Here is a 20,648-nt window from a genome sequence, read left to right on the forward strand (position 1 = left end):
GGTCAGCGCAATGCGGCTGACGTGCCTCATACCTGTGCTCCATCTTCCGCAGCAACACCGGTGGTGACATTTGCCCGGGCCGCCGGCCTCGCCACCTTTGTGACAAAGACGATGACTGCAAGCGTCAGGAAGCACGCGCCGAGCAGATAAGGCGCGCCGCCGAAGGTCACGGGCGCATTCGGCCCGGTGAACCAGGAAAAGATTGCGGTGTAGAGCAGCGGCGTGATGATCGAGGTGATCGAGAAGATCGAGGTCATCGCGCCCTGCAATTCGCCCTGCGCCGAAGGCGGCACCTTGGCGGCGGCGAGGCTCCTCAGCGGCGGATCGGCCAGCGCTTCCAGGCAGCCGACGACGATCACCGCATAGATCATCCAGCCTTGCGAAGCGAAGGCGTAGCCGAAGGCGCTGGCGGCCGTGAATGTGAGACCAATGACCGCCGTCCTCCATTCGCCAAGTTTTGGGATCACGCGCGGCAGCACTGTCGCCATGACGATCGCGCCGCACAGGCCGAAGGCGCCGAGCGAGAAGCCGATCTGCTGCTCGCTCCAGCCATAGCGGTAATTGGAGACGAACGACCACACCGCCGGATACATCATGTGGCCGAGCGTCATCAGGAAGAAGGCGAGCCCGATCCAGCCGATCCCTTGGTATTGGCGCATCTGCATGAGCGTGCCGACCGGGTTGGCGCGCTTCCATTCGAAGCGGCGGCGGTGCTTCTGCTCCAGCGTTTCCGGCAGGAAGAACAGCGCGATCAAAAAATTCACGAAGGCAAGCCCGGCGGCGAAATAGAACGGCACGCGCGGCCCGAACGTACCGAGCAGCCCGCCCAGCACCGGGCCGATGACGAAGCCGACGCCGAAGGCAATGCCGAGCAGGCCGAAATTCTTCGCCCGGTTCTCATCGTTCGAAATGTCGGCAATGAAGGCCGATGTCGTGGAATAGCTGGCGCCCGAAATACCAGCCAGCACGCGGCCGATGAACAGCATCGGATAGGACCAGGCGATGGCGCAGATCAGATTGTCGATGGAGAAGGTGAGCACCGAGGCAAGCAGGATCGGCCGCCGCCCGAAGCGGTCGCTCAAGCCGCCCATGATCGGCGCGAAGAAGAACTGCATCGCGGCATAGACGAAGAACAGCCAGCCGCCCTCGATCGCCGCTTCGCTGATGCGGACGCCGCTCAACTCCCTCAAGAAAGCCGGCAACACCGGCATGATCATGCCGAAACCGATAATATCGAGCAGCAGCGTGGTGAAGACGAGCGCAAGGCCCCGCCTGGCGGTTTTGGGGTCGATCATGATGGTGCCTGCTCCCTGGGCCGCCTTTGGGCGAAGGCGGGCGCCCCTTATAGGCGAGGCGTCATTCCGGAACAATAAGGGAACGCGCAGGAATCGTTGATCCTGACATTCCCTGACGGCAAGTTGGCGGTTGGTTTACGCTGGGAACTGCGGGCCTGAGACAGTCTCGTCAGATTGGACCCGTCAGCGTGTTGCAATCCGACAGCTTGCCGCTCTTGTAGCCACGCGCCAACCAGGTCTGCCGCTGCTGCGAGGTGCCATGGTTGAAGCTTTCCGGAACGACATAGCCCTGCATCTTCTTCTGCAGCGTGTCGTCGCCGATCTGCTTGGCGGCGTTCAGCGCCTCTTCGATGTCGCCCTGTTCCAGAATGCCTTTCTGCCCGGTGAAGTGTGCCCAGACACCGGCGAAGCAGTCTGCCTGCAACTCGATCCGCACCGACATCTGGTTGGCTTCCGCCTCGCCCATGGACTGACGCATCTGGTTGAACTTGGGCAGGATGCCGGTGAGGTTCTGCACATGGTGACCGACCTCATGGGCGATCACATAGGCCTGAGCGAAATCGCCCGAGGCGCCGAACTGCTGGTCGAGCTGCTGGAAGAAGGTGGTGTCGAGGTAGACCTTATGGTCGCCGGGACAATAGAAGGGGCCGGCTGCCGTCGAGGCGGAGCCGCAGGCCGAGCGGATCTGGCCGCTGAACAGCACCAGCTTCGGGTCCTCGTACTTCAGGCCCTGTGACTGGAAAATGCCGGTCCAGGTCTCTTCGGTCTCGGCGAGCACCGTCGCCACGAACTGCTTCATCTCGTCGGAAGCAGGCGTGCCGGCACCCTCGTCCTGGCCGCCGCTGTTGTCGGTGATCTGGCCGCCGCCCCCCGGCAGCACACCGCCGCTGTCGCCGCTGCCCAGGATCTGCGACGGATCGAAGCCGAAATACCATCCGGCCAGCACCACAAGGATGACGAGCAGGATGCTGCCGCCGCCACCGGTGCGGCCGCCGATCGGGACGCGGAACTGGCCAGGGCTGCCGCCGCCGAAACCACCGCCGCCGCTGTCGCTGCGCTCGTCCTCGACGTTGTCACTCTGACGGCGGCCCTTCCAGAGCATGGCAACTCCCCGTAATGCAAAATTCCCGGCAGACCCGGCCGATGGTATGGCCCGGTCCGACCCAACAAACGAATATCCCAATGGTTGCACCAAGTCACAGTATTTTTCGCGCCGCCGGCATCGCGGCTTCGCGCTCTGGTCGAGGCGGCCTGCGCGCTGTAGCATCCGGTTCGAACGGGGGTATCAGGGGCTTGCGGACGATCGGCCGATTTCTGTTGCTGGCGGCGCTGCTGTGCCTCGGCCCGTGGCCGGCGTGCGCCGTGACGCTCGATTCCAGCGTCGCCGTCACCGACCCCGACACATTGCAGGCGCTCGAGCGTGGTGGTCTTTCCATCAGCCGCCTGCTCGGCCCGGCGCTGGGTCTCACGCGTGAGGTCGACAATCGCGGCCTGTTTTCGGTGCGTGCGCTGACCCCGGTGCGCAACGCCGTCAAGCAGGAGATCGCCGACGAGCCCGCCGGCAGTCCCGACCCCTATGTCGCCGCTATGGCGAAGACGAAGGACCCCAGCCAGAAATTCAACCCCAACTACATCGATGACGATGGCTCGACGCTGGACCTGACTGGCGTCGTCAACCGCATGGACCGCGGCTATCTCGGCCACACCGAATGCGGCGAGATCAGGCTGATCTACCGTTTCCATTATTCGGTGGCGGAGAAGCCGGCGAAAGGGAAGACGGCACAACGCATTTCGTCGCGCCTGCCGCTGACCATGAGCCTGGTCTTCAACGCCAAGCCCGGCGGGGTTCGCGCCCGTGCTTCGAGAGACCGTCCAAGAGCCACCGCCGTGTCGTGCGCCGATGTCGCCAAGCGCTGGCTGGCCGCGGGGCAAAAAGACCTTCCACCCGATCAGCTGGCGGCCTGGCTGCGCTCCGATGAAGGGCCGCTGTCCAACGCCATGCTGAACTCATCGCAGATCATGCGGCTCGAACTCAACATGCAGGTTCTCCGGCTATCGGCCTCGAGCCGGCGCGACTTCGGCGGCCACGCCGAATATCTCCTCAAGATTTTCAAATGGGACCCGGCGACTTCCACCTTCCAGGAATCGAAGATGGAGAACCAGATCGACAGGAAGATCGTGCTCGCCGACCGGCCGGGCTTCGCCAAATGGCTGCTGACCGATCGCAACATCTACGACCTCGATCGTGGCCGGCTGGTGATATCAGACAAATTCCTGGCGACCAGCGCCGTATCGGTCGCACCCGGCGGCATGGCCAGATCGCAAAACAACATCGCCTATGGGCTGCTCGACGATGCCGATATCGACAAGGCGCTAAAGGATTATGTCGCCAGAGGCAACGAACTGCGCAGCGTGAAATCGGTGGCCGGTTTCAATTTACGTCTCAACGACATGACCTGCACCGGCTGCCATCAGACGCACGGCATTGCCGGCTTTCATTACACCGGCGCTGATCCGGCCAGCGAGCCGCGCCGCAACGCTGTCTTCGTACCGGGCTCGGCTGTGTTCTTTGCCGACCTGCCGCGCCGGCGCGCCATCGTCGAGGACTTCGCCGCCGGCAGCCATCCGGATTTCTCCCGCGGCTTCGCCGCCCGTCCCGATGCCAAATACGCCGAGGCGCTGAAAGGCACCGACCTCTACAATGGCTGGGGCTCGATCTGCTATCAGGGTGAGGATGCAAGTTTCAAGGACTGGAGCTGTGGTGAAGGCCTGCGCTGCGCCGGCGTCCATGAAAGCGCCATCCATCTTGGCTTCGGCACCTGCGTCAGCGAGAAGGGCACCGCCGTCGGCGATCCCATCGAGTTCGGCGAGATCAAGATGTCAAAATGGGGCATCGACCAGTATTGCCGCCTGTCACCGGCCACCGCAAAGGCTTGCGCCATCGATCCTGCGCGCGACAAGAAACCGGTAATCAAGCTCGCCGGCTATGGCGCGGCGCGCCAGCGCTACGACAATCCCGAACAGAAGACCGGCGGCTTTCCCGGCGGCATGCTGCGCAAGGCGAGCTGCGAAAAGCTGCCCGACGAGGCGAGTTGCGGACGGCTGGCCAAGACCGGCTTCAACGACTGCATTGCGTCGGGCAAGGACCACAAATTCTGCACCAAGGAATTTACCAAGACTGCCGGCCTGCGCGGCTGCGACAAGGCGCATCCCTGCCGCGAGGACTATATCTGCACCGCCGGCTACGACGATCTGGCCGAGGCCAAGCCCGGCAAGGGCACCTGCATCCCGCCCTATTTCATCTTCCAGTTCCGTGTCGACGGCCATCCGCGCAGCTGGGTGCAGGATGTGAGCGAAGAATAAGCTGCGCGTTGGCGCTTGCGGCCGAGAACTCAGCTCTTCTGCTTGGCGCCGGCGCTCTTGCCGTCCGAGCTTTTGGAGCGTTCCTCGAAACGCGCGGCGCCCTTCTTCAGCGGCTGGCCGGTTTCGGCTTCGGTCTTGCGCTCGTCCTTTGCAGCTGCCTGCTTCAATCCCCTGGCGGCCTGCTTGCCCTTCGCGGTCGGTGCCTGTTCGACGCCCATGGTTTTCCTCCCTTGGCGCGCAACAATCGCGCGCGACGTCAGGAGCAACGAGCCTGAGGTGCAGAGGTTCCCGTGGACTTTGGTTCGAGGCTGGCAAGGCTCAGCGCGGCGCGATCATCGCCTTGCGAAACGCTTCCAGCGTCTCGGCGCTGACATGATGCTCGATGCCCTCGGCATCGATGCGCGCCGTCTCGGCGCTGACGCCGAGCGAACGCAGGAAGGCTTCAACCGTTTGGTGGCGGATGCGGCTTTCCTCCGCCACCTTGCGGCCGGCATCGGTCAGGAACACGCCGCGATACGGCTTGCGGGAGACGAGCCCGTCGGCGCACAGCCTGGTCAGCATCTTGGCCACCGTCGGCTGGGCGACACCAAGCCTTGCCGCGATATCGACCTGACGCGCCTCATTGCCGTCCTCGATCAGGTCGGCGATCAGCTCGACATAATCCTCGACCAGCGCGCTGCGGCGCGCTTCGCGCGTGTGCCGGAAGCCTTCGGAATGGACGTCGGCATCCGGAAGCGGCTCTTCGCGTCGAACCGGTTTGTGCTTCAGCGCCAATATGTGTTCCCTCTTGGCTTTCGACAAATCAATCCGCCTTTGCCATTCATAGCACAGGCTTAACTGTTCCAGCCGTTTATTTGCATTCCATGGCAGGCGCAACCGGCGTTTGCGATCACCTCCTGCGTGTCCATTGGGCTGCCCTCACAAGAAGCACATACAATGAAATATAGCCTATTGCATAATGTTGAGCCCTGGCATAGATAGGATGACAGATACCAATCCATCCAGTGGAAAACTCTCCATGTCCGAAGCCGACGCAACCGTGGGATCAGCCTGGCGATTTGACAGGCTGGAGGACAATCCGCCGAGCCTGCGCGAGGTGAATTCCACGATCGCGGTGCCGCAATCCGGCATCTGGTTCCGCCGCCTGTTCGCCTTCATGGGGCCGGGCTACATGGTTTCGGTCGGCTATATGGACCCGGGCAACTGGGCAACCGATCTCGCCGGCGGTGCCCAGTTCGGCTACACGCTTTTGTTCATCATCATGCTGTCCAATCTGATGGCGATCCTGCTGCAGGCGCTCGCCGCCCGGCTTGGCATCGCCACCGGCCGTGACCTCGCCCAGGCCTGCCGCGCCTACTATCCGCGGCCCGTCAGTTTCCTGCTGTGGATCGCCTGCGAACTCGCCATCATCGCCTGCGACCTCGCCGAAGTCATCGGCACGGCGATTGCGCTGCAGCTTCTGTTCGGCATTCCGCTCATCGGCGGCGCCATGCTGACGGCGCTCGACGCCTTCATAGTGCTTTTGTTGATGAACAAGGGTTTCCGCTATCTCGAAGCCTTCGTCATCGCGCTTTTGATCATCATCTTCGGCTGCTTCGCCATCCAGATCTTCGCCGCCGCCCCGCCGGTCGGCTCGATCCTGCATTCGATGTTCGTGCCGTCGACGGAGATCGTCACCAACCCGGCGATGCTCTACATCGCCATCGGCATCATTGGCGCTACGGTCATGCCGCACAATCTCTATCTGCACTCCTCGATCGTGCAGACACGCGCTTATGAGCGGACCGAAAAGGGCAAGCGCGACGCCATCAAATGGGCGACGACCGACTCGACCATCGCGCTCATCCTGGCGCTGTTCGTCAACGCTTCGATCCTGATCGTCTCGGCTGTCGCCTTCCACGGCACCGGCCATCAGGACGTCGCCGAAATCGGCCAAGCCTTCGAACTCCTGTCGCCGCTGCTTGGCCTCGGCATCGCCTCGATCCTGTTTGCGGTGGCGCTGCTGGCCTCGGGCCTCAACTCGACGGTTACGGCAACACTTGCCGGTCAGATCGTCATGGAAGGCTTCCTGCGCCTGCGCATTCCGCAATGGGCGCGCCGGCTGCTGACGCGCGGCATCGCCATCGTTCCAGTGGTGGTCGTCACCGCGTTCTATGGCGAAAAGGGCACCGGCCAGTTGCTTGTCTTCAGCCAGGTGATCCTGTCGATGCAGCTTCCCTTCGCGGTCATCCCGCTGGTGCAGTTCGTCTCGGACAAGAAGAAGATGGGCAACCTAGCCATCCCGCGCAGTGTCGCGGTGCTTGCCTGGGTGGTCGCGGCGATCATCCTGGTGCTCAACTTCAAGCTGCTCTACGACACCGTCTTCGGCGTCGGCTGAGTTTCTTCTCGAGTAATTCGCCGTTTCGCGGAAACGGCGACCTGCTCTATCTCTTTGTTTTAACGCAATTCCCAAGGGAAAGCGCTACGCGCTTTTCCCGGGAAAACCACTTCACACTTTTCCTGGAATTGCTCCAGACCGCGACAAACTGGCGGCTTGCGCTATCTTGTTCGCCATCATGACAAGTGTCGAAGACGCCAGGAAATTCTATGCGCAGTTGATGGCGGCCAGTGCTGGCTCGGCCGATCCGCGTCTCGAACAGGCTTTCGCCACGGTGCCGCGCGAGGCCTTTCTCGGCCCCGGACCGTGGACGGTGGTTGCTGGCAGAGCGCTGATCACCGGCACCGGCAAGATCATGACGCCGAGCGCCGATCCGGTTCACATCTATCAGGACGTGCTGGTGGCGCTCGATGCCGACAAGGGCATCAACAATGGCGAGCCCTCCCTGCACGCCATGTGGATCGGCCGGATCGCCCCCAGACCGGGTGAGGCCGTCACCCATGTCGGCGCCGGCACCGGCTACTACACCGCCTTGTTGGCACGGCTGGTTTCGCCTGGCGCGGTCACCGCCTTCGAACTGGAGGCCGACCTTGCCGCCAAAGCGACAAAGAACCTCGAAACCTATGACAATGTCAGCGTCATTCACGGTGATGCCGTCACGAGCGATCTGCCGCCTTCCGACATCATCTATGTCAACGCTGGCGTCATCGCCCCGCCGGTTGCCTGGCTGCGAGCGCTAAAGCCCGGCGGCCGCATGATCTTTCCCTGGCGCCCGTCCCAGAGCGTCGGCCTTGCCGTGATGGTAACCCGCACCGACAAGGGCTTTGCCTGCGACCCGTTCATGCGCTCCTGGTTCATCCCTTGCGTTGGCGCCTCGGTTGCCAGCTCCGAGGCGAAAATCCCCGACCTCCAGCAAGCGGCCCGCAGCCGCTCCATCTGGCTGGCAGCTGACAGGACGCCCGACCGGACCGCCACCGCTGTCATCGGCGATGTCTGGTTTTCATCACAGGCTCCTGGCAGCGGGCGAAAGCGACAATAGGTATCCTGCACCGGGCGGCGGCGGATTTCTTGCCGTCGCCTGTCGGAAGGTCGCCTGCCCGTCCGTCCTTGGATCGAAATCCGGCCCTGACGGCGTGGATCACCAAAGGAGAAGCTCAATGAGGAAGATCATCGCCGCCACCTTCGTCAGCCTCGACGGCGTCATGCAGGCCCCAGGCGGTCCGGAAGAGGATCCGGTTGGCGGCTTCGAGTTCGGCGGCTGGACCTTCCATTATTTTGACGAGGTGGCGGGCGTGGCGATGGAAGAACTCTTTTCCAAACCCTTCGCGCTGCTGCTCGGCCGCAGAACCTACGACATCTTCGCGGCGTACTGGCCTTACCAGAAAGATCCGATCGGAGATGCCTTCAACCCTGCGACCAAATATGTGGCGACACATCGACCGGACAGCCTGACCTGGGAGAACACGCAATGGCTTGGGGAAGATATCGTCGCGGCGTTGCGCCGCCTCAAGCAGGAAGATGGGCTTGATCTGCTCATCCAGGGTTCGGGCGAGTTGATCCAGACTTTGCTGGCCAACGGGCTGATCGATGAAATCCGGCTGATGATCTTCCCGTTATTGCTGGGCAAGGGAAAGCGGCTGTTCGGCGACGATGCGATGCCGGCCGCCTTCAAGCTTGTCAAGTCGCAGGCGACAACCACCGGCGTCATCATGGCAACCTACGAACGATCAGGCGAGATCAAGGTCGGGTCGTTTGCCACGCAGGAGCCGTCCGACGCCGAGCTCGAGCGGCGCAAAACCTGGAAGTAGCTGGGCCTATTTCCTCTCCCCCACATCGTGAGGGAGAGGAACCTGAGTTCGAAGAGGTTCAAGCCGCTACAGCTCGCCGTGCCAGCCCATCCCTGATATACCGCGCGAATTCCTGCGCGGCCGGCGCTGCGCCGTACTTGGGCAGGTGCAAATTGATCGAGAAATTCGGCAGCGGCGGCAGCCCTGAATCGGAAGGCAGAATGTCGAGATCGGCCGGCACGGTGGAGGCGAGCCAGGTGGTGACTGCGAGGTCGGAGCGCACCGTCGCGGTCGTGGCGTCGATGTTACCGTTTTCGAACACGGTGCGCCATTCCAGCCCGTGTTCGTTCAGCGCCGACAGCACCACCGGGCGGAAGGCGCAGGTGTCGGCGACGATCGACACCGGCAGTGGTCGCTTGGCGCGGGCGACGCCGCCCTTGGCCCCGACCCAGACCAGCCGGTCGATGACCAGACATTCGCCGGCCGACGGACCGACCCGTTCCTCGATGACGGCAAGATCGATGGTGCCGGCCGCAAGGGCAGCGGTAAGGTCCGGCGAGGCAGCACAGAGCAGCGATATCTCGACCCGCGGATAGGCCTCGGCATAGGCCTTCAGCACCGGCGCCAGCAAGGTGCCGACGAGATCGTAGGGCATGCCGAGCCGCACCTGGCCGGCCACGTCCGTGCCCGCCATCTCGACCCAGATCTCGTCATTGAGCCCAAGCAGCCGCTTTGCCTTGCCGAACAGCCGCTCGCCGGGCCGTGTCAGCCGCAAGCCGCGCCGGTCGCGCTCGAACAGGCAGCAGCCGAGTGCCTCCTCCAGCCGCTTCACCTGCTGGCTGACGGCGCCTTGCGTCAAATGCAGCGCGTTTGCCGCGGCTGTCATGCTGGCCTTGTCGGCGACGGTGACGAAGGTGCGGATCAGCGCGGTGTCGAGATTACGGATCATGGCTAGCATTATATCTCCTAATGCCAGGCATCGCAAACATTGCATTTACTGAAGCAGGCGGCGGTCTACCATGGGGCCTTCGATGAAGGGCGTCCCATGCTCCAGCCCATCCTGCCGCTTATCCTGTTTGCCTTCGTGGCCACCGCCACGCCTGGTATTGCCACGACCTTGTCCACCGCTTCGGGCGCGCAGTTCGGCTTTCGCCGTTCTGTGCCGCTGATGGCCGGCAGTGCTGCCGGCCTCGCCACGGTGACTGGTGCCGCCGCCGCCGGGCTCGCCGGCCTGCTGCTGGCCATGCCATCGCTGCAGCTGGCGATGAAGATCATCGGCTCGCTCTATCTCATCTGGCTGGCCATCAAGATCGGCCGCGCCGGGCCGCCCAATCTCGATGTGACGATGGCCAAGCCCAACAGCTTCTTCGGCGGCGCCGGCATTCAGTGGATGAACCCGAAGGGCTGGGCGATGGGACTGGGTGCCGCTGCCTCGTTCGCGGCGCTGGCCGACGAACCGGGACAGCTGGCTTTGCTGCTCGGCTCGACCTTCGGCCTCACCGCCGCCATTTCGTTGTCGATCTGGTGCGTGGCGGGCATGGTGCTGGCACGGCTGCTCAAGACCGAATGGCAATGGCGCGCGCTCAACATCGTGCTGGCGCTGGTGCTGGCGGCGTCAATCATTCCGATGTGGCGGACTGCTTAATCTGTAAAGCTTGCGCCAGTACCCCCACCCGGACCTTCGGTCCGACCTCCCCACAAGGGGGAGGTTGGGAGCGCACTTCACCCTCCCCCTTGTGGGGGTCCGAAGGACGGGCGAGACCCGTGGCTCGCCCCGGCAAGTAGCGAACGAAGTGAGCGGGGTGGGGGTTCGCGAAGCGAACCAGCCTCCTCAAGCCGCGTAACGCGCCGCCGGCTTGTCGGCGTGCAGGCTGCCGTAGAAGGCCTGCCGGGCGCCGAGGAAGGCGTCGAGCTTGGCCGCATCGGCAAGCGCCGGCACGGTCACGGCTTCGCCCCTGGAGAGACCGACAAGGGCGGCATCGACCATATCGTCGGCGCTCATGATAATTTCCTTCGGCAGGTTGTCGATATCGCTGCCGGCAAGCTCCCAGAAATCGGTGCGGGTCGCACCCGGCAGCACTGCCTGGACCTTCACATTGGTGCCGGCGACCTCGCGGTGCAGCCCTTCGGTGAAGTTGACGACATAGGCCTTGGTGCCGCTGTAGATGCCGCCGAACGAGGTCTCGTAGGCGAGCACCGAAGCGATGTTGACGATGGCGCCGCGGTTGCGCGCCAAAAGCCCCGGCAGCACGGCGCGGGTCAGGCGGGTCAAGGCAATGACATTGACCTTGATCATGCGCTCGGCCTCGTCGGCGTCGGCGGTCGCCACGACCTGCTGGCCGCCAATGCCGGCATTGTTGACCAGCAGCGTCACGCTGTCGTCCGCGGCGATCGCCTGCTCGACGCGGCGCACATCATTGTCGTCGGCGAGATCTGCGGCAATCACGCTGACCTTGCGCTTGTAGGCATAACGCAGCTTTTCAGCCAGTTCCTCGAGCCGGTCGGCGCGCCTCGCCACCAGCACCAGATCGTAGCCCTGCCCGGCCAGCCTGTCGGCATAGACCGCTCCGATGCCGGCCGACGCGCCGGTGATGACTGCGGTGCCCTTATTGTCCTGTCCACTCATTGTTGTGTTCCTTTTTTAGCTGCCCGGCGAGATGGGATGTCCCCCGCTCGCCGCCTGATTTCCAATTAGTGGCATATACCACTATCTGGGAAGTAGGTATATGCCACCATCTTGTCAACGGAGGTGGCAGAAACTATTTCTGCGGCAGGCCGACAGACGCTTTTCGCCGGTGAGGAGTCGTGATGACCAAGACTGCGATGCCGGGATTTAGCCCTTGCAACAATGCCACGCTGCGGCGCGCCGCGCGCAAGCTCAGCCGCTTCTATGACGATATGATCGCGCCTTCTGGCCTGAAGGGCACGCAATACGGCCTGCTCTACCAGATCTATGTCGGCAGCGAGCCGGCGATGGGCACCATAGCCGAAGAGATGGTCATGGATCTGTCGGCGCTCGGCCACACGCTGAAGCCGCTGATCCGCGACGGCTATATCGAGACCTTCGCCGACAAGGACGATCGCCGCATCAAGCGGGTGCGGCTGACAACCCAAGGCCTCGCCAAGCTCGAAGAGGCGACGAAACTGTGGAGCACTGCCCAGCAGCGCTTCGAGGACATGGTCGGCAGGCAACGGGCGGCCGATCTGCGCGCCATGCTGGATGAAGTCGCGGAGCTGGATTACGAAGTACCACCGGCCGCCCCTTCAAGCTGAAGAAGCGACCGGCGATCATTATCTGGAAACGGCATTACTCCGCCGGCATGGCGACTGGTCGTGCCGCCCAGCTGCCGGCCAGCACGACGCCGAGCCCGATAACCGGGAACACCGCCGCCACCAGGCCGAGATCGGCCGGCACGCCATAGCGCAGCACCGCACCGCCGACCACCGCGCCCAGCGCCACGCCGAGATAGAGCGCCGAGGCATTGAGCGACAGCACGATCGGAGCGGCGTCTGGCGCCAGCTTGATGATGCGGCTGGCTTGCGCCGGCGGGAACGCCCAGCCGACGATGCCCCACGGCACCATCATGGCCATCAGCACCGGCCCGGCGATGTGCTGCGGCAGGACGGTGGGGACGACCGAGAGCATCACCAGCATGGCCGCGCTCAGCGCCAGCGACCAGCCGACGGTGCGCGTCGCGCCGAACCGGTCAGCCGCCTGGCCGCCGGCAATGTTGCCGATGACGGCGCCGACGCCGAAGGCGAGAAGCATGCCGGGCAACGCAATCGGGCTGAGGCCCCCGCTTTCGATGGCCAGCGGTGCGACATAGGCAAAGACGGTGAAGGCACCGATCAGCGCCAGAGTCGTCGTCAACAGGATTGGCATGACGCCGGGGCGCACTGCTGCCGAAAGCCGTGCCCGTAGCGGCAGTCTGGTGCCGATGATGCCACGCGGCAGCCGATACCACAGGATGGCGCCGACCAGCGCGCCAAGCCCGGCAATGGCAAAGAAGGTGCCGCGCCAGCCGGCAAAGGCGGCGACCAGCGCGCCGAGCGGTGCGCCGAGCGCAACCGCCACGGTGGTGCCGCCGACGACCACGGCGATGGCGCGCGCCCGGTGATGATCATCGACCAGCGCCACCGCCGTGCCTTGCGCGGTTGCGGCAAACAGGCCCGAGGACAGCGCCATGATGATGCGGGCAATGAGCAGCAGTTCGAAGGACGAGCTCAGTGCTGCCACCAGATTGCCGATGACGAAGAACGCCAGCGTCCACAGGATGACGCGGCGCCGGTCCCATTCACCGGTCAGCGTCGCCAAGATCGGCGTGCCGATCGCATAGGCGAGCGCAAAAGCGGTGATCAGCGTTCCGGCGAGCGGAATGGAGATGCCGGCATCGCCGGCGATGTCGGGCAAAAGGCTGGAAATGACGAAGCCTTCGGTCGAGATCGTGAACGATCCGAGCGCAAGCCAGAAGAGGCGCTTGTCCATTGGGGGTGTCCTTAGTTCAAAACTTATTGAACAATTGGACATAACAGGGCATGATGTCAATGAAGGTGGCCAAAAATAGCTGAACCCTGCTGACAGCCCTGTGTCAGGACGGCCATTGGGCCAATCGCAAAACGGAGAAACGCTGTGCATGCGCAGGACAAGATGGACGCGTTGAAATCGCCACCGACTGTGCTTAGTTTCGGGCCATGACCTTGCCGCATCCCAACACAGACCAGATCAGCCTGCCGATCGTGCTCGGCGTGCTTGGCGACCCGACCCGGCTCGCCATCGTGCGCTATCTCGCCAGCAAGGAAGGCGTGGCGTTGAACTGCAGCCAGTTCCTCGACCTCGGCTCCAAGACCAATCTCAGCTATCACCTCGCCAAACTGCGCGAGGCCGGCGTCACCCGCGCAGAAGTGGTCGGCACCAACCGCATGATCACGCTGCGCCGCGCCGATCTCGACGCCCGCTTCCCCGGCCTGCTCGACAGCGTCATTGCGGCGGCTGGCGACGACCCTGCCCTTCCGGCGGTCGGAGGCCACGACATCGAACTGCCGGCTTGAGGCTGCAGGTTCGCAAGTAAGGTTTCTGTCGCTCCTAGCGCTGCCAAAAACCGATATGCGGGGCGAGAAGTTCCTCATCCATCTCGGGGAATGGGCCGTGGACCTCGACCGGCTTCTGCCCGGAGGCGAGGACTGTGCGCGACGAGAGGTTCATCGTCGGATTCTCGGCGTGGTCGCCAGTCAGCGCGAGCAGCTTGGTCTCCTCGTAGCCGTAGACCAGCCGGCCGATATTGGCCCAGTAGAGCGTTCCGGTGCACATCGCACAGGGCTCGCCGGTGGTGACCAGCGTACAGGACCAGAGGAATTCCGGCGGATAGGCGTCCGCGGCACGCCGGGAGAGTTCGGTTTCGGCGTGGCGCACGGTGTTGATGTTGCCTTGCCGCATCAGGATGCGATCGTCGGGGCCGACGAGCACACAGCCGAAAGGATGATGCCCGTGCGCGGCAGTCTCGCGGGCGACGTCATTGGCGGCGCGGAGGTGGGCAACCATCTGGTCGCGGGTCATCGCCTGGTCCCTCCAAGGCTGTCTTGAGCAGATCTCCCCCCAGATGAACTCTGGAATGGCGTGGACGGTAGCAGATGGAGTGCTTCCGCAAAAGCCACGGGTGGGGCTCCCGGCTGTCCCGAACGATCTCAAGGGCTTGATACCGAAGGCACGGGCTTGATAACGAAGACGGGCCGCAAAGCCTCCAACGCGGCTGCACCAGGGAGCCCGCCGCATGCGCATCGCCGTCCTCGCCGACATCCACGGCAACGCCCTGGCGCTGGATGCCGTGCTCGACGACCTCAAGCGGCGCGGCGGCGCCGATCTCACCATCAATCTCGGCGATTGCGTCTCCGGTCCGCTCTGGCCGCGCGAGACGTTCGAGCGGCTCGAAGCGCTCGACCTGCCGACCGTGCGCGGCAACCATGACCGCCGCGTCGCCGTCGATCCCGCCGACGACACGATGTGGGCTTCCGACCGCTACGCCCAGGAGCGGCTGACCGCGGCTCAGCGCGAAGCCCTGTTCGCCCTGCCCTTCACGCTGGAGATCATTCCCGGCGTGGTCGCCTTTCATGCCCGGCCCGACCATGACGAGAAATATCTGCTCGACGCGATCGTCGATGGCCAACTGGTGCGCGCACCGCTCGCGGCTATTCAGCGGCGGCTGAAGGGGCTCGCCTGCCGCATCGTGCTGTGCGGACACAGCCACCGCCCAGAGCTGATCCGCATCCCCGACGGCCCCGTGATCTTCAACCCCGGCAGCGTCGGCGCCCCCGCCTATGACGACGACACCCCACCGGCGCATGTTTCGGAGCAAGGCAGCCCGCATGCGCGCTACGGCATCGTCACCTTGGATGGTGAAGGACCCGACCGTTTCGAGACCATCGCCGTCGACTACGACCACGAAGCGGCAGCCAGGCAGGCTGAACAGGCGGGGCGGCCGGAATGGGCGCATGCGCTCAGAACCGGCTTCATGCCCAAATCCTCTGGGCAAGGTTCCGTTTGACGCCACAGCCGTGCCCTGCGCCGCCCTCCCGGCACCAAACATCGGACGCATTTTCGGACTTACATGGCGCCGTATCGTCCCTTATAAAACCGCCTCGGCATGCGGCAGGACCTGCCGCGGCAAAGGTACAAAGTATCAGTGCACGGCCAATGATGAGGCGCATCGTTACGCTCCGAACAAGTTTGCATGCGCTGATTGCCGCTCCGCTGCTGGCTGCGTGGCTCGCTGTTGTCCCGGCCCACGCCGAAGAGGTGCCCTTCATCTCCATCGTCACCGGGCTTGCCCCCGACGATCTGCTCAACATCCGCGCCAAGCCATCGCCGATGGGCAAGACCGAGGCGCGGGTGGCTGCCGGCGCGAGCGTGCGCAACCTCGGCTGCAACGACATTGACGGACATCCCTGGTGCAAGATTGTTTCAGACAATCCCAAAGTCACCGGCTGGGCGCCGGCGCGCTATCTCGTTCCGGTCAATCCGGCGACCGTGTCCGAATCTGACCAGCCAACAGATGCGTCCACTGTCGCCACGGCTGTTGCCGGCCCGGACGCCACCACGCCTTCCCCACCGCCCGCACCTGCGCCGCCGCCTGACCTGACGCAGCGTCTTGGCGGCACGGATCCAGGCGCACCGAAATCCGCCGCAGAGATCGGCAGGACCGCGATGGACGATGCCTATGGCATGGCGTTCGCGGCGATCGAGCCCTCCCCTGCTCCGCCCGCGCCCGGCATCCCCTGCGCGCGCCATGTCGGCGAGCCGATGACCCAGTGCCAGATAAGCGTCGCCCATACCGGCGGCGACAGCGCCGTGACCGTGACCTGGCCGGACGGCGGCGCGCGCATCATCAGCTTCCATGGCGGCTTGCCAGTCGGCTCCGACTCTGCCGACGAATTCCGCTTCACCCGCGAAGGCAGCTTGAACATGATCCGCATCGGCACCTCCGAGCGCTTCGAGATCACCGACGCCGTGGCGACCGGGGATTAGGGTTCGGCGCCGTCGCAAAATGGATTCTGCCGCGACTAACCATTTGTCGGCGCCGGCGCCCGGCAAGATGCGATTTCAAACTTGAAGCGATTGCCCCGTTTGTGAAGCCGCGAGCAATCCCTCATTTTCGGGGTTACATCCGCCAAAACTCTTCCCTATAAGGCCCTCCTAGCCTGATACCAGAATCGCAAGCACAACCGGCCGGGTCTTCCCGTCCCGGTTTTTCGTGCAAGCCGCTCGCCGAACGGAACTCACAACGATGCCAAGACGCACCGACATCAAGTCGATCCTGATCATCGGGGCCGGCCCCATCGTCATCGGTCAGGCCTGCGAGTTCGACTATTCCGGCACCCAGGCCTGCAAGGCGCTCAAGGAAGAAGGCTTCCGGGTCATCCTGGTCAATTCCAACCCGGCCACCATCATGACCGACCCGGAACTGGCCGACGCCACCTATATCGAGCCGATCACGCCGGAGGTCGTCGCCAAGATCATCGCCAAGGAGCGGCCCGACGCGCTGCTGCCGACCATGGGCGGCCAGACCGCGCTCAACACCGCTCTGTCGCTGCGCCGCATGGGCGTGCTCGACCGCTACAATGTCGAGATGATCGGCGCCGACGCCACGGCAATCGACAAGGCCGAGGACCGCGCTTTGTTTCGCGAGGCGATGAAGAAGATCGGCCTGGAAACACCGAAGTCGATGCTGGCCAACGCCACCGACGTCAAGAACACCGACCGCAAGACGCATGAGGCCGAGCGCGCCGCGCTGAAGGCCGAGGCGCCGGCCGATCTCGATGCCGCGCTCGACGCGCTGGAAACACGCTGGAACCTCGGCGAAGGCGACCGCAAGCAGCGCTACATCAGCCATGGCATGGCGATCGCCGCCCAGGCGCTTGACCATGTCGGCCTGCCCGCCATCATCCGCCCGTCCTTCACCATGGGCGGCACCGGCGGCGGCATCGCCTACAACCGCGCCGAATTCTACGACATCGTCCAGTCCGGCCTCGACGCCTCGCCGACCACCGAAGTGCTGATCGAGGAAAGCGTGCTCGGCTGGAAGGAATATGAGATGGAGGTCGTCCGCGACAAGGCGGACAATTGCATCATCGTCTGCTCGATCGAGAACATCGACCCGATGGGCGTCCATACCGGCGACTCCATCACCGTCGCCCCTGCTCTGACGCTCACCGACAAAGAATACCAGATGATGCGCAACGCCTCGATCGCGGTGCTGCGCGAGATCGGCGTCGAGACCGGCGGCTCCAACGTGCAGTTCGCCGTCAACCCGGCCGACGGCCGCCTCGTTGTCATCGAGATGAACCCGCGCGTCTCGCGCTCGTCCGCTTTGGCTTCGAAGGCGACCGGCTTCCCCATCGCCAAGATCGCCGCGAAACTCGCCGTCGGCTATACGCTGGACGAGCTGGAGAACGACATCACCGGCGGCGCCACGCCCGCTTCGTTCGAGCCGAGCATCGACTACGTCGTCACCAAGATCCCGCGCTTTGCCTTCGAGAAATTCCCCGGCGCCGAGCCGGTGCTGACCACCGCCATGAAGTCGGTCGGCGAAGTCATGGCCATCGGCCGCACGTTCCAGGAGTCTTTGCAGAAGGCGCTGCGCGGTCTGGAAACCGGCCTGACCGGCCTCGACGAGATCGAGATTCCCGGCCTTGGTCATGGCACTGCGCCCGCCAGCCACGTCGACGACCGCAACGCTATTCGCGCCGCTTTGGGCACCCCTACCCCTGACCGGCTGCGCATGGTGGCGCAGGCGATCCGCATGGGCACCTCGCTCGAAGACGTGCACGCCATGTGCAAGATCGACCCTTGGTTCCTCGAACAGATCGCCGGCATCCTCGCCATGGAAGACCGCATCCGCGAGCACGGCATTCCACAGGACGCTGTCAATCTGCGCATGCTGAAGGCGATGGGTTTCTCCGATGCCCGCCTCGCGTCGCTGACGAAGACCGACGCCGAAGTGATTCAGAGGATTCGCGAAAAGCTCGACGTTCATCCGGTTTATAAGCGCATCGACACCTGCGCCGCCGAGTTCGCCTCGCCCACCGCCTACATGTACTCGACCTACGAAGTGCCCTTCGCCGGCGCGCTCGCCAACGAGGCGCAGGTCTCGTCACGCAAGAAGGTCGTCATCCTCGGCGGTGGACCCAACCGCATCGGCCAGGGCATCGAGTTCGACTATTGCTGCTGTCATGCCGCCTTTGCGCTGCGCGACGCCGGCTATGAAGCGATCATGATCAACTGCAACCCCGAGACCGTGTCGACCGACTACGACACATCCGACCGGCTCTATTTCGAGCCGCTGACGGCGGAAGACGTGCTAGAGATCCTGCGCGCCGAACAGGCCTCGGGCGAGCTGGTCGGCGTCATCGTCCAGTTCGGTGGCCAGACGCCGCTGAAGCTGGCCGACGCGCTGGAGAAGGCCGGCATCCCGATCCTCGGCACGTCACCCGACATGATCGATCTCGCCGAAGACCGCGACCGCTTCCAGAAGCTGCTGCACAAGCTCAACCTGACCCAGCCGAAGAACGGCATCGCCTACTCCGTCGAGCAGGCCCGCCTCGTCGCCGGCGAGCTCGGCTTCCCCTTGGTGGTGCGCCCCTCCTATGTGCTCGGCGGCCGCGCCATGCAGATCATCCATGACGAAGGCATGTTGCAATCCTACCTGCTCGACACCGTGCCCGGCCTGGTGCCGGAGGACATCAAGCAGAAATACCCCAACGACAAGACCGGCCAGATCAACACGCTGCTGGGCAAGAACCCGCTGCTGTTCGACACCTATCTCTCCGGCGCCATCGAGGTCGATGTCGATTGCCTCTGCGACGGCACGGCGACCTTCGTCTCAGGCATTCTGGAACACATCGAAGAGGCCGGCATCCATTCGGGCGACTCAGCCTGTTCGTTGCCGGTGCACTCGCTGCCCTCGGAACTGGTCGACGAACTGGAACGCCAGACGGCAGCACTCGCCCGCGCGCTCAATGTCGGCGGCCTGATGAACGTGCAATATGCGATCAAGGACGGCACGGTCTATGTGCTGGAGGTCAACCCGCGGGCGTCGCGCACCGTGCCCTTCGTCGCCAAGACCATCGGCCGGCCCATCGCCAAGATCGCCGCCCGCATCATGGCCGGCGAAAAACTGGAAGACGCCTTCGCCCATTACGGCGCCATGCCAGACCCACGCAACCCCGGCCACATCGCGGTCAAGGAGGCCGTCTTCCCCTTCGCCCGCTTCCCCGGCGTCGACATATTGCTCGGCCCGGAAATGCGTTCGACCGGCGAGGTCATGGGCCTCGACCGCGACTTTGCGCTGGCCTTCGCCAAGAGCCAGTTAGGGGCCGGTGTCGACCTGCCACGCTCCGGCACGCTGTTCGTCTCGGTGCGCGACGAGGACAAGAAGGGCATCCTGCCGGCGGTCAAGCGCCTCGCCGGCCAGGGCTTCAAAGTGATGGCCACATCAGGCACCGCCCGCTTTCTCGCCGAAAACGGCGTCGTAGCGGAGAAAATCAACAAGGTGCTCGAGGGACGCCCCCACATCGAAGACGCCATCCGCAACCGCCAGGTCCAGATCGTCTTCAACACGACGGATGGCCAGAAGGCGGTGTCGGACTCGAAGTCACTGCGCCGCGCGACGCTGATGCAGAAGGTGCCGTATTACACGACGCTGTCGGGCGCGGCTGCGGTGGCCGAGGCGATTGCGGCGCTGAAGGCAGGGAGCCTGGAGGTCAGGCCGCTGCAGGAGTATTTTGCGTAGGGCGATTGGCTCTCTTCTCCCCGTTCAACGGGGAGAAGGTGCCGGCAGGCGGATGAGGGGCGGTGCCGATGTGTCCTCCGAAGACAGAATGTCAGATATATTTCCATCAACCGACTACGGTCCCTATTAAGTTGGCAATTTCAGCGCACCTCGCTTCCATAGAATACGAAGTCGATTTCTAATATTCATTGCAACCTGACCAACATTTAATTGTCCGTATTTGGAGCGTGTGTCCATCAGTCCATTAAGGCGTGCAATCTCATGAAGCGCCTCCAGGTCCACGACGCCGTTGGATCGTTTGTAGTGGGGTGCGATAATCCCTTCCCATTCAAGATTCTCAGGCCGCTTTGACCACGCTTCACGTTGATCACTTGTAATGTCCATCGCTTGCCCCTTCAATCGGTTCTGATTTGAGATTAACCCGAAGCGAACGGCGGCAGAAGCCGTGCCATCAAGCTTGGCGCGTTGCATCTCCCAATCGCCAGCGCCGAAAGTTCTGCTACGCCCTGTGACTACCCAAGGGTATAGAATCCGGGCATTGTTC

General features: G+C 63.8%; 19 protein-coding genes. 10 read left to right on the top strand and 9 right to left on the bottom strand.

What is annotated here, in order from left to right:
• Positions 1-26: 26 nt before the first annotated feature.
• Together AC1D1N_RS11360 and ypfJ are read right to left on the bottom strand one after the other, a co-directional pair.
• Entirely contained in the window at positions 27-1,295 is a 1,269-nt protein-coding gene (locus AC1D1N_RS11360) for a TCR/Tet family MFS transporter (RefSeq protein WP_477348600.1), read from the bottom strand.
• Between the two features lie 169 nt (positions 1,296-1,464).
• Complete coding sequence (gene ypfJ / locus AC1D1N_RS11365; RefSeq protein WP_142866943.1) at positions 1,465-2,397, bottom strand: KPN_02809 family neutral zinc metallopeptidase; 933 nt, start codon at positions 2,395-2,397, stop codon at positions 1,465-1,467.
• A 191-nt stretch (positions 2,398-2,588) separates the two neighbouring features.
• On the opposite strand from ypfJ, the gene AC1D1N_RS11370 reads away from it, so the two are divergent.
• Entirely contained in the window at positions 2,589-4,658 is a 2,070-nt protein-coding gene (locus tag AC1D1N_RS11370; protein ID WP_477348602.1) for a hypothetical protein, read from the top strand.
• A gap of 29 nt (positions 4,659-4,687) precedes the next feature.
• Here AC1D1N_RS11370 and AC1D1N_RS11375 read toward each other — a convergent pair whose 3' ends face one another.
• Both AC1D1N_RS11375 and mntR read right to left on the bottom strand, forming a co-directional pair.
• Entirely contained in the window at positions 4,688-4,876 is a 189-nt protein-coding gene (locus AC1D1N_RS11375) for a hypothetical protein (protein ID WP_436260969.1), read from the bottom strand.
• Positions 4,877-4,976: 100 nt separating this feature from the next.
• The gene (gene mntR, locus AC1D1N_RS11380) at positions 4,977-5,432 is read right to left on the bottom strand and encodes a manganese-binding transcriptional regulator MntR (RefSeq protein ID WP_181058845.1); all 456 of its coding nucleotides are present in this window, start codon (positions 5,430-5,432) and stop codon (positions 4,977-4,979) included.
• Between the two features lie 244 nt (positions 5,433-5,676).
• Between mntR and AC1D1N_RS11385 the strand changes: the two genes are divergently transcribed.
• From AC1D1N_RS11385 to AC1D1N_RS11395, 3 genes are all read left to right on the top strand, one after another.
• Positions 5,677-7,035 (top strand): Nramp family divalent metal transporter, encoded by a 1,359-nt coding sequence (locus AC1D1N_RS11385; protein WP_477348604.1) that lies wholly within the window; start codon positions 5,677-5,679, stop codon positions 7,033-7,035.
• A 178-nt stretch (positions 7,036-7,213) separates the two neighbouring features.
• The gene (locus AC1D1N_RS11390) at positions 7,214-8,074 is read left to right on the top strand and encodes a protein-L-isoaspartate O-methyltransferase family protein (RefSeq protein WP_477348605.1); all 861 of its coding nucleotides are present in this window, start codon (positions 7,214-7,216) and stop codon (positions 8,072-8,074) included.
• A 118-nt stretch (positions 8,075-8,192) separates the two neighbouring features.
• Positions 8,193-8,843, top strand: a complete 651-nt coding sequence (locus AC1D1N_RS11395; protein WP_436260972.1) for a dihydrofolate reductase family protein — start codon at positions 8,193-8,195, stop codon at positions 8,841-8,843.
• A gap of 58 nt (positions 8,844-8,901) precedes the next feature.
• On the opposite strand, the gene AC1D1N_RS11400 is transcribed toward AC1D1N_RS11395, so the two are convergent.
• Positions 8,902-9,771 (bottom strand): LysR family transcriptional regulator, encoded by an 870-nt coding sequence (locus tag AC1D1N_RS11400; RefSeq protein ID WP_477348871.1) that lies wholly within the window; start codon positions 9,769-9,771, stop codon positions 8,902-8,904.
• A 96-nt stretch (positions 9,772-9,867) separates the two neighbouring features.
• Between AC1D1N_RS11400 and AC1D1N_RS11405 the strand changes: the two genes are divergently transcribed.
• Entirely contained in the window at positions 9,868-10,467 is a 600-nt protein-coding gene (locus AC1D1N_RS11405; RefSeq protein WP_477348607.1) for a LysE family translocator, read from the top strand.
• Between the two features lie 186 nt (positions 10,468-10,653).
• Here AC1D1N_RS11405 and AC1D1N_RS11410 read toward each other — a convergent pair whose 3' ends face one another.
• Positions 10,654-11,448 carry an SDR family NAD(P)-dependent oxidoreductase gene (locus tag AC1D1N_RS11410; RefSeq protein WP_477348608.1) on the bottom strand — a complete coding sequence of 265 codons (795 nt, stop codon included), beginning with the start codon at positions 11,446-11,448 and terminating at the stop codon, positions 10,654-10,656.
• Positions 11,449-11,630: 182 nt separating this feature from the next.
• Here AC1D1N_RS11410 and AC1D1N_RS11415 point away from each other — a divergent pair, with 182 nt between their 5' ends.
• Entirely contained in the window at positions 11,631-12,095 is a 465-nt protein-coding gene (locus AC1D1N_RS11415; protein ID WP_477348609.1) for a MarR family winged helix-turn-helix transcriptional regulator, read from the top strand.
• A 34-nt stretch (positions 12,096-12,129) separates the two neighbouring features.
• Here AC1D1N_RS11415 and AC1D1N_RS11420 read toward each other — a convergent pair whose 3' ends face one another.
• Positions 12,130-13,308, bottom strand: coding sequence for an MFS transporter (locus tag AC1D1N_RS11420; protein WP_477348611.1), 1,179 nt, complete (start codon positions 13,306-13,308; stop codon positions 12,130-12,132).
• A gap of 206 nt (positions 13,309-13,514) precedes the next feature.
• On the opposite strand from AC1D1N_RS11420, the gene AC1D1N_RS11425 reads away from it, so the two are divergent.
• Positions 13,515-13,871 carry an ArsR/SmtB family transcription factor gene (locus AC1D1N_RS11425; RefSeq protein WP_112567379.1) on the top strand — a complete coding sequence of 119 codons (357 nt, stop codon included), beginning with the start codon at positions 13,515-13,517 and terminating at the stop codon, positions 13,869-13,871.
• Between the two features lie 34 nt (positions 13,872-13,905).
• Here the strand turns inward: AC1D1N_RS11425 and AC1D1N_RS11430 are convergent, their stop codons facing one another.
• Entirely contained in the window at positions 13,906-14,376 is a 471-nt protein-coding gene (locus AC1D1N_RS11430) for a nucleoside deaminase (RefSeq protein WP_352556492.1), read from the bottom strand.
• Positions 14,377-14,590: 214 nt separating this feature from the next.
• Here AC1D1N_RS11430 and AC1D1N_RS11435 point away from each other — a divergent pair, with 214 nt between their 5' ends.
• From AC1D1N_RS11435 to carB, 3 genes are all read left to right on the top strand, one after another.
• On the top strand, positions 14,591-15,361 hold the full coding sequence (locus tag AC1D1N_RS11435; RefSeq protein WP_477348613.1) for a metallophosphoesterase family protein: 771 nt from the start codon (positions 14,591-14,593) through the stop codon (positions 15,359-15,361).
• Positions 15,362-15,510: 149 nt separating this feature from the next.
• A complete protein-coding gene (locus AC1D1N_RS11440) occupies positions 15,511-16,341 on the top strand; it encodes an SH3 domain-containing protein (RefSeq protein ID WP_477348615.1) in 831 nt (276 codons plus the stop codon).
• Between the two features lie 259 nt (positions 16,342-16,600).
• Entirely contained in the window at positions 16,601-20,104 is a 3,504-nt protein-coding gene (gene carB, locus AC1D1N_RS11445; protein WP_477348616.1) for a carbamoyl-phosphate synthase large subunit, read from the top strand.
• Between the two features lie 126 nt (positions 20,105-20,230).
• Here the strand turns inward: carB and AC1D1N_RS11450 are convergent, their stop codons facing one another.
• On the bottom strand, positions 20,231-20,575 hold the full coding sequence (locus AC1D1N_RS11450; protein ID WP_477348617.1) for a hypothetical protein: 345 nt from the start codon (positions 20,573-20,575) through the stop codon (positions 20,231-20,233).
• Between the last annotated feature and the right edge of the window lie 73 nt (positions 20,576-20,648).

The organism is Mesorhizobium sp. P2_B5, from assembly GCF_056404775.1.